The organism is Rhizobium subbaraonis, from assembly GCF_900220975.1.
GTDB lineage: Bacteria > Pseudomonadota > Alphaproteobacteria > Rhizobiales > Rhizobiaceae > Mycoplana > Mycoplana subbaraonis.
Genome location: NZ_OBQD01000027.1, coordinates 16,455 through 28,873 on the forward strand (window position 1 = coordinate 16,455; position 12,419 = coordinate 28,873).

Annotated in this window: 14 protein-coding genes; 6 read left to right on the top strand and 8 right to left on the bottom strand. The window is 62.0% G+C overall.

The annotated features are described in order from the left end of the window. Positions 1 to 5: 5 nt before the first annotated feature. Positions 6 to 236, bottom strand: a complete 231-nt coding sequence (locus tag CRO48_RS27320) for a hypothetical protein (protein WP_097142867.1) — start codon at positions 234 to 236, stop codon at positions 6 to 8. A 46-nt stretch (positions 237 to 282) separates the two neighbouring features. On the opposite strand from CRO48_RS27320, the gene ligD reads away from it, so the two are divergent. Further along, positions 283 to 1,257, top strand: coding sequence for a non-homologous end-joining DNA ligase (ligD, locus tag CRO48_RS27325; RefSeq protein WP_245423687.1), 975 nt, complete (start codon positions 283 to 285; stop codon positions 1,255 to 1,257). After that, positions 1,257 to 1,562 (top strand): hypothetical protein, encoded by a 306-nt coding sequence (locus CRO48_RS27330; protein WP_097142869.1) that lies wholly within the window; start codon positions 1,257 to 1,259, stop codon positions 1,560 to 1,562. Before ligD ends, CRO48_RS27330 begins: the two co-directional genes overlap by 1 nt. On the opposite strand, the gene CRO48_RS27335 is transcribed toward CRO48_RS27330, so the two are convergent. From CRO48_RS27335 to CRO48_RS27350, 4 genes are all read right to left on the bottom strand, one after another. After that, positions 1,559 to 2,287 carry an SOS response-associated peptidase gene (locus CRO48_RS27335; protein WP_097142870.1) on the bottom strand — a complete coding sequence of 243 codons (729 nt, stop codon included), beginning with the start codon at positions 2,285 to 2,287 and terminating at the stop codon, positions 1,559 to 1,561. The genes CRO48_RS27330 and CRO48_RS27335 overlap by 4 nt on opposite strands. Positions 2,288 to 2,512: 225 nt before the next feature. Beyond that, on the bottom strand, positions 2,513 to 2,947 hold the full coding sequence (locus CRO48_RS27340) for a hypothetical protein (RefSeq protein ID WP_141402135.1): 435 nt from the start codon (positions 2,945 to 2,947) through the stop codon (positions 2,513 to 2,515). 162 nt (positions 2,948 to 3,109) lie between these two features. After that, on the bottom strand, positions 3,110 to 3,469 hold the full coding sequence (locus CRO48_RS31900) for a hypothetical protein (RefSeq protein WP_141402136.1): 360 nt from the start codon (positions 3,467 to 3,469) through the stop codon (positions 3,110 to 3,112). Between the two features lie 178 nt (positions 3,470 to 3,647). Continuing rightward, positions 3,648 to 4,487 carry a TIGR04255 family protein gene (locus CRO48_RS27350; RefSeq protein WP_097142873.1) on the bottom strand — a complete coding sequence of 280 codons (840 nt, stop codon included), beginning with the start codon at positions 4,485 to 4,487 and terminating at the stop codon, positions 3,648 to 3,650. A gap of 380 nt (positions 4,488 to 4,867) precedes the next feature. Here CRO48_RS27350 and CRO48_RS27355 point away from each other — a divergent pair, with 380 nt between their 5' ends. Together CRO48_RS27355 and CRO48_RS27360 are read left to right on the top strand one after the other, a co-directional pair. After that, positions 4,868 to 5,356, top strand: coding sequence for an ion channel (locus CRO48_RS27355; RefSeq protein ID WP_097142874.1), 489 nt, complete (start codon positions 4,868 to 4,870; stop codon positions 5,354 to 5,356). Between the two features lie 170 nt (positions 5,357 to 5,526). Then, positions 5,527 to 6,147 carry a TerC family protein gene (locus CRO48_RS27360; protein ID WP_097142875.1) on the top strand — a complete coding sequence of 207 codons (621 nt, stop codon included), beginning with the start codon at positions 5,527 to 5,529 and terminating at the stop codon, positions 6,145 to 6,147. 39 nt (positions 6,148 to 6,186) lie between these two features. On the opposite strand, the gene CRO48_RS27365 is transcribed toward CRO48_RS27360, so the two are convergent. Further along, a complete protein-coding gene (locus CRO48_RS27365; RefSeq protein ID WP_097142876.1) occupies positions 6,187 to 7,398 on the bottom strand; it encodes an adenylate/guanylate cyclase domain-containing protein in 1,212 nt (403 codons plus the stop codon). A 154-nt stretch (positions 7,399 to 7,552) separates the two neighbouring features. Here CRO48_RS27365 and CRO48_RS27370 point away from each other — a divergent pair, with 154 nt between their 5' ends. Both CRO48_RS27370 and CRO48_RS27375 read left to right on the top strand, forming a co-directional pair. Further along, positions 7,553 to 7,816 (top strand): BON domain-containing protein, encoded by a 264-nt coding sequence (locus tag CRO48_RS27370; RefSeq protein ID WP_097142877.1) that lies wholly within the window; start codon positions 7,553 to 7,555, stop codon positions 7,814 to 7,816. Between the two features lie 81 nt (positions 7,817 to 7,897). Next, on the top strand, positions 7,898 to 9,541 hold the full coding sequence (locus CRO48_RS27375; RefSeq protein ID WP_097142878.1) for an AMP-binding protein: 1,644 nt from the start codon (positions 7,898 to 7,900) through the stop codon (positions 9,539 to 9,541). A 21-nt stretch (positions 9,542 to 9,562) separates the two neighbouring features. On the opposite strand, the gene CRO48_RS27380 is transcribed toward CRO48_RS27375, so the two are convergent. Then, on the bottom strand, positions 9,563 to 10,828 hold the full coding sequence (locus tag CRO48_RS27380; protein WP_097142879.1) for a GNAT family N-acetyltransferase: 1,266 nt from the start codon (positions 10,826 to 10,828) through the stop codon (positions 9,563 to 9,565). 1 nt (position 10,829) lies between these two features. Next, the gene (locus tag CRO48_RS27385) at positions 10,830 to 12,248 is read right to left on the bottom strand and encodes a lipopolysaccharide biosynthesis protein (protein WP_097142880.1); all 1,419 of its coding nucleotides are present in this window, start codon (positions 12,246 to 12,248) and stop codon (positions 10,830 to 10,832) included. Positions 12,249 to 12,419: the final 171 nt, after the last annotated feature.

The following is a 12,419-nucleotide window of genomic DNA, read 5'->3' on the forward strand; positions in this document are numbered from 1 at the left end:
CGGCTTCATTTCTTTCTCCGCGCACGCTTCACCGACGCCTCCGTGCGCCTGTTGGCTTCCATCGCCAGGACATGGTGATCGGCCAGCATGGCAAGAGCGGTCGCTGCTTCCTCCTCGCCCCATCCGGCCTGGACGGCGCCCCAGACGAGCTCCTGGAAGGATGCCTCCAGGGCTTCCTCGCATTCGACGAGGCGATCGGGCGTATCCGGCGAGCGTGGTGAGAGAATCACTGTCATGCTCTCCTCCATTGGAACGAATTGAGCTTTCGCGCGATAATGCGGCATGGAGAGACGTAGGGCCAAAGGCGCGACAGTCCACCACGACCCGATGCCGACGCGCATCGAGCCCTGCCTCGCCTTGCTCGTGAGCCGGCCGCCCGTCGGTCCGGAATGGAGCTTCGAGGTCAAGTGGGACGGATACCGGCTGGCAGTCCATAGAGAGCCGTCGGGCGTCCGCATCATCACGCGGGGCGGGCACGACTGGACGGAGCGCTTTCCCGCCATCGCACAGGCTGCGGAGGCAATCGACGCGGATACGCTGATCCTTGACGGCGAGGCGGTGGTTCTCGACGAGCAGGGGCGATCGGACTTCGGCGCGCTTCAGCAGGCGCTGGGCGGTCGCGGCGGCAAGCGAAGTGCCAGCGAGGCACTGTTCTGTGCCTTCGATCTTCTCTATCTCAACGGCCACGACCTGACGGGCATGCCGCTGCGCGATCGACGCGCGATGCTCGAGGCGATCTGCCATGTTCCCGGCGGCATCATCCGGTTGTCCGAGGAGATCGGCGACAATGGCGCGGAGCTGCTGAAGGTCGCTTGCGGCATGGGGCTGGAAGGGATCATCGGCAAGAACGAAAGCAAGCCCTATCGTTCCGGTCGGCGCGGCGACTGGGTGAAGATCAAGTGCGTGCAGAGTGAGGGCTTTGCGATCGTCGGTTACGAGCCCTCGCGCGATGCACTCGGCGGCATCGGCCGACTGCTGCTGGCAGCAAGAAAGGGCAGTGACCTGGTTTATGTCGGCGGCGTGGGGACCGGCTTCACCGCGCGATCAGGGGCCGCGCTGCGCCGCCAGCTCGACGCGATAGCGATCCCGAAAGCCGCTATCGATGTGGGAAAGCGAAAGGGCGTTTTCGTGAAGCCGATACTTGTGGCGGAAATTGAGTTTCGCGCGTGGACGCAGGACGGCAAGCTTCGGCATGCGTCGTTCAAGGGGCTGCGCGATGAGGCGGATGCGGCCTCGATTTATGAGATTGTGGGGTGATGGAACACCCGGCGGCACTGCACATGCCGCCGGGCTGCTGTATACCTCATACACAGCTCACCCGCGCGAACGCGAGTTCTGCAATTTTGAGTGTAATTGTCAAAAATTTTATTAACCTGCTCGCCGGGTCACGTAACGAGGGCGCGATGAGCGAGACACGAGGCGAATTCATCAAGGCGAAACTGACGGAGTTACTGGAGTTGAGCCGGAAGGACGGAGAGAAAGCCGTCATGTTAAGCTATTTGCTCTCAATGACGCTTCAGGAGGCGCGGCAAGTCTACTGGGGTGAACGGGGACCGGCCTAGCCCGCCGGCATTGGAGGCAGAACGAGCATTAGCTCGTCGTCAGGCAATGGTCGCTGGAGGCGCTTCGCTTCTTCCCAGGGAGCCGTCAGCCACGTCTCCGTTTCGTCGCCGGGCCGAAGGATCACAGGCATCGCCTTCTGGTGGATCGGCGCGACCACGGCGTTCGGCTCGGTCGTGAGGAATCCGAAGAGGTCGGTCGTTATCATGCCCTCTTTGACCTTCCGGACGCTTTCCCACTGGGGAACCCAAATTCCAGCGAAGAACAACAGCGGTTGCGTCTCATCCGCTGCAAACCAGGCGTTTGGTGTCCTGCCGCCTTCGGCCTTGCTCGCGGGGTCGGGCTCAGCAAATCGGGTGAACGGGACGACGCAGCGGTTCTCGACGCCAAGCCAGCGGGTCCAGTGTTTGCTTGAGGTATTGCGGACGTTGGTCGTGCCGCCGTCCGGCTCCAGACGCATCAACTCGATGAAGTCGACGTCCTTGCCCTTAGCGCGAAGCTTTTCGGCGCGCTTTTGTGCCGATTGAAACAGAGCCTGTCTCGATGACGGTAGTCCCCAACGGACCATGGCAGCCTCGCGTCCGGCAGGGGTGTTCCGCACGATCGGTGCCTTGTAGTCGGGATAGATGTCCAGCGACGGTTCCAGGTTGCCCAAACTGTCGATCATGGCTCGCGTCGCCTGAAGGATCGCAAGCTGGTTCGTCGTGACGTTATACAGGTTGCACATGCCGATCCTCCTGTTCCCAAGGTGGCGGCGTTCTCAGGGCTCTGTCAATATTTCTGGCAGCCTTACCCACAAATGTCCGTCGCTTCGGTTTTACAAGGCGGCACTAACCCATTGAGGACGTTTGGGTCGTCTTGGAGACGTTTTACAGTCAACCCATTGGTGGCAATGGAAGGTCATGAGCTTCCCAAGCTGAACGTCTTCAGTCATCACAACTGTGTCAAGGAGCTACGTCCCGAGCCAGCGCTTTTTCAACTGGGCAACAAGTTCCTCGGAGGTATCGCACATCACCAAGTGTGACATCAAAAGACGTTGAAGCTCTCTCCTACGATCGCTTTCTAACTTTGCGACCGCCGACTTTGTCGCCGCGACTCTCCTGGTCGCCGTCACGTCACCATGATGCGTCTTGCCGTCGTTCTCGGTGTGAAAAATGCAAAACCACCGCTTCTCGTCGCGCAGCGCGCGGATGGCGCTTGCTGGAAGAATAGCGGCGCCGACCAACTTGCCCTCATCGCTAGCCGCGACAAGTTGGTTAACTGTAACCTTTATCTCTTCCTCTGGAGCATCCTGCCGCACCACGCTGAGGCCGGCGGAGAATACCGCGCGCAACTTTGCACTAACCAGCTCCCCCGCTTCAAGATCGTAGCCATCCGGTGTCGTCAAGATCCTGGCGATTACCTCGTCACTGCTAATTGGAGAGCCACCATTTGGATGCAAAGAATGGTCTTCGCAGCCACACTCTGGACTATGTTCGTCCAAGGTATCAGCACGCCTAAGAAATTCGGCGCCAGCCCACACTTCAAGACAGCCAGGACTCAATGTGGCCTACCCTTGGATTATGGCAATTGCTTTGCGCAGAGGCTCGGGAAGGTGCTTTCCATTGAAGGGAATGCAGAACTCCTCGATCACTTTATCCTTCGTATCAAAACTGAATGAAATTTCATCCGCTGCCTCAACCGCAACTTCAGCATTCGCCGGGACGTCGCGAAGGAAAAAAACTGGCCGCCCATCGCCTCCTACATGGACCCGGATTTTGACCCGAGTGTTGACGAGCAAAGCAAAGAGTTCAATTGCGGTATCAATTAGTTCAGACGAGGGTGCGGGCGCACCGTCACCGTCCCAATTGTCTTTCCAGGTTCGGAACGAACGAAGCCTAGCCAACGACACGTCAATTTCGGAATCCAAGTATATCACGTTGTCCCATTTTACTTGGGACGTTCCACTGACGAGACTCGTCGATGCAGAGATTGTGCTTATTCGGTTAAATTGACCCCTGGTTGTGGCAGAAACTGCTACACCTTGGGAATTCTCGAAACTGCTGCGTGTCCTCTGCGGAGAGTGGGAATCTAACACCTGCATTCTCTCAGCCCTTCATCGAAACGGCGGCGGCCGCCTGGTCCGTTATAATTTTACCAAAGGTTTGCTTCAACGACACATGCAGGGCTTCGAAGCGCTCGATTATGGCCGCACCCTCAAAGCTTTCATTCGAAAGCGGAGGATAGCCTTTTTGGTTAAAGAAATCTGTAAGGTGCGTCCGAATGCGAGCTACTCGCACTGGATCTTCGCCCGTTGGTGTGGTTCCAGTGTTTATGTCGGCTACGTCAATATCAATGTTGCACAGTCGCTTTGTCTGCGCATCCGGTGATGTAAAAAAACCGGAGTGGCAATGCCACGGATTTGTTTTACTGTAGGAAACAGGTGATGTGAACTCGCTATTCTCACGAATAAGCTCTGAGCAGTCTGGGCCATGGGAAGCGGGAGCCGCTTCGAACATATCGATATACTCAAGCTGGATCGCGGAAATTGTTACGCTATCCATGTAGCGCTCCGTAAGGGGTAGAAATAGCTCGCCCAACTTCTCTGCAAGGGCGGCCCACCTAGTGTAGCGCCACTCTTCAAACGAGATCTCCGACTTCAAGATTAACAATTTGTCAGATGCGAACCCTGGGCGCTCGAGACGTAAGTGCTCTACTCCCACTTCTCTGATGCTCTGCACCGGAGGGCCAGATGGAGACATTGTTACGTTCACATCCTGCACTGGCTGCTCAACATTCAACCCTAACGCGCGCGCTCGGTCTTTGCCAAGCGTTAGGATCCTGCGCCAAGGTATCTCGTTAACATCTTGGCTGAATCGGACTCTGGCTATCACCTGCTGTATGGCATGCGCTGAGTTGATTGGCCTCCACTGCTTCAAGGCCGCCATTACATCCCCCGGAACCTATTTCCGCATAGACTTAGGTGAGCCGCTCGCATCAGTCAATCTCGTGCTCGGCGCCGATGTGCAGCACTGGACACTTTTAAAAAAAACATAATGATTAAATAGCGTGGGTTCGTGTCCAGAAATCCGCTAGCAGATTGTTTCCGTTCGATTTCTGTGTCCCGGCATGGGGCACCAACTGCTTACCTAAATTTTGATTTTTATTGTTTGGCTGCGGTGATCCCCGCTTGTCTAGCCTTTGCGCAGCGCTGCTCCGTCTCATCGCGCCGGCCCCGGTGCGAGCCACCTCTGACGGCGTCGTGTTGAAGACATAATCGGCGACACGCGCTATCGTCCCCGCGACGCTGGACCAAAGGGATTTGACGATGGACGCGATTTCAACCCCCAATCCGATCCTGGAAGTCATTCTGGGCACGCTGACGATGATTGTCGTCATCTTCGTGCACGGCGCCGGCATTCGAACGATAAACCGGCGGTTCAACAGGGCCTGGGTTCACGTCACCGGTGCCACTGCCCTCTGGCGGCTCGATCTTCTGCTGGCCGTCACCATCGGATCCCTCGCCCTGCTGCATTTCGCCGAGACTTTGCTCTGGGCAACCCCTCTGGTATTGCTGGGCATCGTTCCGACCCTTCGAGACAGCTACTACTTCGTTCTGCAGAGCTATACGACGCTGGGCGATGGCACAGTCCGATTGCCCGACGACTGGAGGTTGATCGGGCCGATCATCGCCATGTCGGGCCTGTTCACCTTCGGATGGACAGTAAGCGTGCTGGTGAACATCATGACCGCCTTTGGCAAGGCCGACAGGGAACGGGCGGAGCGACTAAAGGGGGGCGTTGCGGAGGTCGAATAGGGGACCGCAGGATCGCAGCCGTCTATCACGCCGGGCGATGGCGTTGAGATGCGTCGTCAGGTGCCCTGGCGGACCTCACGTCAACAGACTGGACGTTGCACAAGCTTGCTTGCGCGGGTTTCGCAGCGGTTCTACTGCTTTCGCGCGACACTCCTCATAGGGCATTCATCATGGAAATCTTCACGTCCGCCGGCCTGCTGGCTCTCCTGCAGGTCATCGTGATCGATCTGGTGCTGGCGGGGGACAACGCGGTCGTGATCGGACTTGCCGCTGCCGGCCTCCCCGCAGCGCAGCGCAAGAAGGCGATTTTCGTCGGCATCATTGCGGCCACGGTCCTGCGCATCGGGCTCGCCAGCGTTACGGTCCAGCTGCTCGATATCATCGGCCTGCTTCTGGCAGGTGGCATTCTTCTGTTGTGGGTGTGCTGGAAGATGTGGCGGGAACTGCGTGCCGCGGTCAGCGACGGCCAGCACACTGCGGCGGATACGGTTTCTGTGCCGAAGAAGTCGTTTACGCAGGCGGCGACGCAGATCGTCGTTGCCGACGTCTCCATGTCGCTCGACAACGTGCTCGCCGTGGCGGGAGCATCGCGCGAACATCCGACCGTGCTCGTGATCGGGCTGGCCCTTTCTATCGCCATGATGGGCATTGCGGCGAACTACATTGCCCGCCTTCTCAACCGCCATCACTGGATCGCTTATGTCGGCCTCGCCCTCATCCTCTACGTGGCCCTGCATATGATCTATCGCGGGGCGGCCGAAGTGTGGCCGCATGTGGTCGCATCACTGTGAAGCGGGTTCCAGAAACGGGCTGTCCCGCCGCGTTCCCCATCAGCGTCTCTCCGGGTCGATGGTGAACAGCTCGGTCGCGCGCCCGACGCCGCGCAGCGCGTAGCGGCCGAGGGAGACCATGTCGGCCGCCCGCGCCGGCGGGCAGGCGTCGACGAAGTCGCGCGACATCAGGACGTTCCGGTCGACGGAGGTGCAGAGCGCCGAAATGCGGCTGACCTGGTTGACGCAGGGGCCGACGACGGTGAAATCCAGCCGGCCGCGGCTGCCGATGTTGCCATAGAGAACGTCGCCGACGTGGAGGCCGAGATAGACCTCGGTGGCGGGCATGCCCGCGCCAAGGCGCCTGGCGTTGAGTTCGGTAAGGTTGCGGTGCACGGCGCGCTCGGCGTCGAGCGCTGCCACGCAATCGGCCTGCCGGTCACCGGAGCGGAAGATCGCCAGCACGCCGTCGCCGATCAGCTTCAGGACGCTGCCGCCGTGGTCGTGGATGGCGCCGACCACAAGTTCGGCGTAGTCGTTGAGGAACGGAATGATGTGCTCGGGCTCCGTCCGGTCTGAAATGCTGGTGTAATTGTGCAGGTCGGAAAACCAGATGACTGCCTCGATTTTCTCGACCTCGCCGCGGTTGATGCGGCCGCTGACAACCTTCGCGCCAGCATCCCGCCCGAGATAGACCTCCGCGAGCGTGCCGATGATGCGGATCGAGGACGCACATTTGATCGCGAGCGCCAGCGTCGGCACGAGGATGCGCAGGGCACGCAGATCGTCGTCGCTAAAGCCTTCGGCGGCGCGCGTCGACCAGCTGGAAAAGAAGGCGTCCATTTCGCCAACGCGGCCATTCTCTGTGAAGCGATGGATCATTGCCAGGTAATCGGTGTGGCCGGCGGCCTTCAGTTCCGGCATGTTGGCGTAGTCCGTCGCCGCGCCCCTGGCAAAGGGGCGGTGGACTTCGTCGACCTCCGTCGTCATCAGATGGTAGAAGACCGACGACCGCCAGGCCTGCCGGCTATGGTCGTCGCTGATCGCTTCGTATTCGCGCACCTCCATTTCCGGATCGGCGCTGTCCCAATGGAAGGACCGGCCCTCGAAATCGGGGTGCAGCGTGTCGATGATCGCCAGCGCGCGGCCGATCCGAAGGCCCTTTTCGTTGCAGCGTTCGCAGAAGCCGGCGATCAGGTCGCCCTCGTCGGTGCCCTGATAGCCCTCGCGGGAGAGCCAGAGGGTGATTTCGTGGAGATCGCGATCTTTCATGGGGCCTTTGCTACGCCTGAAGTTTGGGAATGCCCTTGACGTGGCAGGATTACAGGAAAAATTCCGATTGTATATCGGCTTCCCCGCGGCCTTGATAACGTCGCCGGGAGCGTCCTGGCGGAACCGGCCGCAACGGCAAACGACGGAGGAATCCATGGTTTTCAAGGAAGGTACGTTTCACGGCGAGGTCCCAGAGCACTTCGACGGACCGCATCCGGCGCTGCTCGAAACGGCGGTGGCCGATGCACTGGCCGCCGCCGGCACGATTGATCCCTCCGACGTGGCCGTGACGTGCGAAAAGGGGACCGTGTTTTTGACCGGGCGCGTCGGCTCGCCGGAGGAGATCGAGCGCGCCATCGCCATTGCCGCCTCCGTCGCTGGCGTCAAGGCGGTCGAATCGAAGCTTTCCGCCGGCTGAGGTGTCGGCGGCGCCGCGTCCCCATTGCCGCCCGGCGGGGTGAAATGCTACTGCAATGCAGCGAGGGAGACGCATTGCAGCATGCTTGCCGAACGGTCGACATACGAGGAGCTCTGCCGGGATTTCCGCTGGCAGATACCTGAACGCTTCAATATAGGCACCGCTGTGGCGGACGTCTGGGCCGCGCGGGAGCCTGACCGGGTCTGCCTTCAGCATTTCTCGCCGGACGGCCTGCACCTCAGCATGACCTATGGCACGCTTGCGGCGCGCTCGTCGGCATTCGCGCGCGGACTGGCTGAAAAGGGCATAGGAGCGGGAGACCGGGTGGCGATCCTGCTTCCGCAGGGCTTCGAGACGGTGATCGCGCATCTTGCCATCTACAAGCTCGGGGCGATCGCGCTGCCATTGGCCTTGCTGTTCGGCGCCGATGCGCTGGAATTCCGTCTCCGCGATGCGGGCGTGCGCGCCGTGGTCACCAACGCCTTCGGTTTCGAGCGCCTGACAGGCATTCGCGACGGCCTCGAAGCGCTTTCCCTCGTCGTGGTGACCGAGGGCGAGGTGCAGGACGGCGCGGTTCCATTTGCCGCGATGGAGGTGGGGGCCGGCGAACCGTTCGTCCCGGTGGACAGCGGGCCGGACGACCCGGCGTTGATGATCTATACGTCGGGCACCACCGGACCGCCCAAGGGGGCGCTGCATGGCCACCGGGTGCTTCTCGGCCACGTGCCGGGCTTCCAGATGCACCACGAGTTCCTGCCGCAGCCTGACGATCGGATATGGACGCCGGCGGACTGGGCCTGGGCAGGCGGTCTCCTGAACGTGCTCCTGCCTGCGCTTTTGCTCGGCGTGCCGGTGGTTTCGTCGCCGGGGCAGAAGTTCGATCCGCACATGGCCTACCGGATCATGGCGGAGATGGAGGTGCGCAACGCCTTCATTCCGCCGACCGCCCTGCGCCTGATGAAGAGCGTCGAAGATCCGCTCCGGTACTACGACCTGAAGCTGCGGACCATTGGTACCGCGGGCGAGGCGCTCGGGCGGGAGACGTGGGACTGGGTGCGCCGCACGCTCGGCATCACCATCAACGAGTTCTACGGCCAGACCGAATGCAACATCGTCATCGGATCCATCGGCAGCCTTGGCGTGTCGCGGCCGGGGCCGATCGGCAAGGCCGTGCCCGGGCATGTGGTCGCCGTCATCGATGCGGACGGCCGGGAACTGCCGCGCGATACGGCCGGGCAGATCGCGGTGCGGCGCCCCGACCCCGTCATGTTCCTGCGCTACTGGAACGACGAAGGCGCCACCGAGCGCAAGTTCATCGGCGACTGGATGACGACCGGCGACCTCGGACGGATGGACGATGAAGGCTATATCACTTTCATCGGCCGGGACGACGACGTCATCACCTCGTCCGGCTATCGCATCGGCCCCAGCGAGGTGGAGGATTGTCTGGCAAGCCACCCCGCCGTGCAGCTTGCCGCCGTGGTCGGGAAGCCCGACCCGATCCGAACCGAGATCGTCAAGGCCTATGTCCTGCTCCGCCAGGGGTTTGCCGCCAGCGAGGCGCTCGCGGCCGAAATCAGCAACTGGGTGAAGACGCGGCTGTCGATGCATGAGTATCCGCGCGAGGTCGCCTTTGTCGATACGCTGCCGCTGACGACATCAGGAAAGGTCATCCGGCGGTTTCTGCGCGAACAGGCGATGGCCGAGACGCAAGCCGGCGCCTGATCGCTCACCGAATCGCAGGGTCTAACGCTTGGCCAGCGCGCGGATCTTGTCGCGCAGCAGGCGGGCGACGTTGCGGGTGTTGCGGTAGAGGTGCAACTGCGTCGCGACCTGGCGCACGTCGCGGTCGCGGTTCTGCTGAAGGCCTATGATGAGGGTTCCCATCTCCTCCCGCTCCTCCCAGAAACGGCTCATGACGGGATGATCCGGTACCGCGCAGGAATCAGAGCGGACGATGTTGGCATCGTCCAGGTGCCACTCGGTCAGCTGTGCGACCAGGAGCTTGCCCGGCGAGAAGCGGGCGAAGCTCTCGTCATAGGCGGTCTTCCAGGTATAGGCTTCGCCGCCGGCGAGGAAGACGATCATCGAGGCGATGGCCTTGCCGTCGAAGTCCAGCGTGTGGATGCGCACGCTGTCGGTCTCGGCGAGATTGGTGATGGCCTCGCGCGCAAACGCTGCGCGGTAGCGATCGTTTATCATCGCGGTGCGGCCGCGGCCCTTCCAGCCGGCGGCTTCGAGCAGCAGGAACTGCTCCATCCGCTGGCGGATTTCGGCCGGCTGGCGGGCGACGTGGTAGGTGACGTTGCCCATCATCTCCAGCTTGCGCCACTGGCGCTGCAACTCTCTGAAATGCTGGGGCGAAATCGCGCGCTTGAGGTAGGCCTGGCCGTCGAGCAGGCTTTCGAGCATCGGCCGGCGATAGGTGTTGGCGACCGTGAGGGGAAGGTTGCGCCCGATCGCCACGGCACGGGCAAGGGCTGCGAACGGGCCGTCGAGGCGCAAATCGGGCAAGACGAGGATCGGCGGCAGGCCGTTGCCGGCCTCCGCCAGTCCCTCGTAGAGATTGTCGATCGTTTCCGCCGCCTCCTCGGCATCCACGAGCGGCGTGCCGAGCGGGCCGAAGGGATTGGACCAGGCCCGGATGATGGCCGTTCCGACGGAAAAGCCCGGACGTTCTATCGAAAACGGCATCAGGAAGCGGATCCGGCTGCGGCGCGCGTCCTCGTCGCGGATCAGGGAAAGCCGTACCGTGCGATCCTCCAGCCGCGGCATGGCGGGGGCGAGGAAGCGGCCGGTGAAAAAGACGTTCGGCTCTACCGCTCGGTTCGCCAGGAAGTCCAGTTCCTGCTGCAGCTCATAGCCGGCGATCGCCGGATAGAACGAGAGCGAACGGCCGGGACGACCGATCGGGATGCGATGGTCGGCTGCGGGCGCCTGTTGTGCGGCGGCGGGAACGGCGCCATGCGGCGCGCCCAGTCCCTCGTTTCCGGATCCCGAGATGAAGGTCATGTCATTCCGTCCTGTCTCGTCGTGCCGCAGCCGTTGCCGGACTTGCGAACGCAAAGATGGTGATGCCGAGCATGCGGCGCACGGCGGCATAGAGGAGGGCCGCCTCGATCGCCATGGCGCCCGCTGTGGCGATCGCCGCCCCATCGATACCGAAGGGCGGGATCAAGGCGACGTTGAGGCCGATATTGGCCGCGAGTGCCACGGCATAGAGCACCATGCACAGCTTCTGCTGTCCGGCCATCATCAGAAGGACCTCTCCGGGGCCGACGGTGGCCTTGGCGAGGATGCCGACCAAAAGGATGACCATGACGCCATAGCCGGCCGTAAACGCGGGGCCGAACAGAGAGAGCAGGAAGTGCCCGACCAGCAGGACACCGAGGCCCACGGCAAGAGAGGGCCAGAAGCTCCAGCGCACCGTCTCGCCGGCGAAGGCGGCAAGGCCCTCGCGGTCGCCCTGACCGTAGAGGGAGGAGAAGCGCGGTGCGGCGGCGGCCTTCACGGCGAACAGGACGAAGTGGACAAGCGCCATCGTCTTGGCCGCCGCGTAGTAGATCGCGACACTTTCCGGATCCAGAACCAGGCCGACGACGACGACGTCGGAATTGGTCAGGAGGAAGCCGAAGCCCTCGATCAGGAAGATCGGCAGCGACATCCTGATCCAGGTGGAAAACTCGATCCGGCGCGGTCCGCGGCTGTAGGTGCGATGGAGACGTCGGCTGACGTCGAAGAACTGGACGAGCGAGGTCAGGTAGGTCGCGGCCAGCGCGGCCGCCATTGCGGTCTGGGCGGTGTGTTCGGCGCCCGCCGTCACCGCGGCCACCATGAAGACGAGGATGAGGAGCGGGCGGACGATGTAGGTGGGGCTGAGTGCCGCGATCGCCCAGCTATGCGCGCGAGCGGTGCCCTCCAGCACGTCGCCAAGCGCGATCATCGGCAGGCAGAAGATGCCGAGGAAGACCGGGACGACATAGAAGCTCTCGACACGATCGCGCAGCAGCCACAGCGCGAGAAGCCCGACGGTGGCGAGTGCGGTGGCCGAGAGCATCGAGAAATTTCGCGCCGCCGACGTCAGCCCGCGGATCTCCGGATGCGCGTTCTGCGCACTGTATTGCGGCAGGAAGCGGATGACAGTCGAGTGAAATCCGAGGCAGGAAAGGTTGCCGAAGATGATCACCAGAACCCAGACGAAGACGAAGATGCCGTATTCGAACTCGCCCATCATGCGGGCCATGATGATCTGGGAGATGAAGGCGATGGCAGCGCTCGCCACGCGGATCGCAAACGCGATCAGGGCCATACGCTGGGCGAGGTTGTGCGGTGCGTTGCCGGAAAATGCCTCGGCGAGCTGCCGCGTGACGGGGGCAACCCTGCGGCGCAGACCGTTTGGCAGCAATTTCTCCGCCGACTGAATCACCGCCATGAACACAGGAACCCGCACACTACGCAAAACAGAAAATACCCGCGTAGTCATGCCAGATCACGGTTAACAAACAGTGGGCAGCCGCTGCGAGAGATCGCGTGGGCGGGGATACCCACCGCCGATCGGCGCGCGGAGGGTTGCCGGAAGCAGCGATGCCGCCCGAAGGCGGCA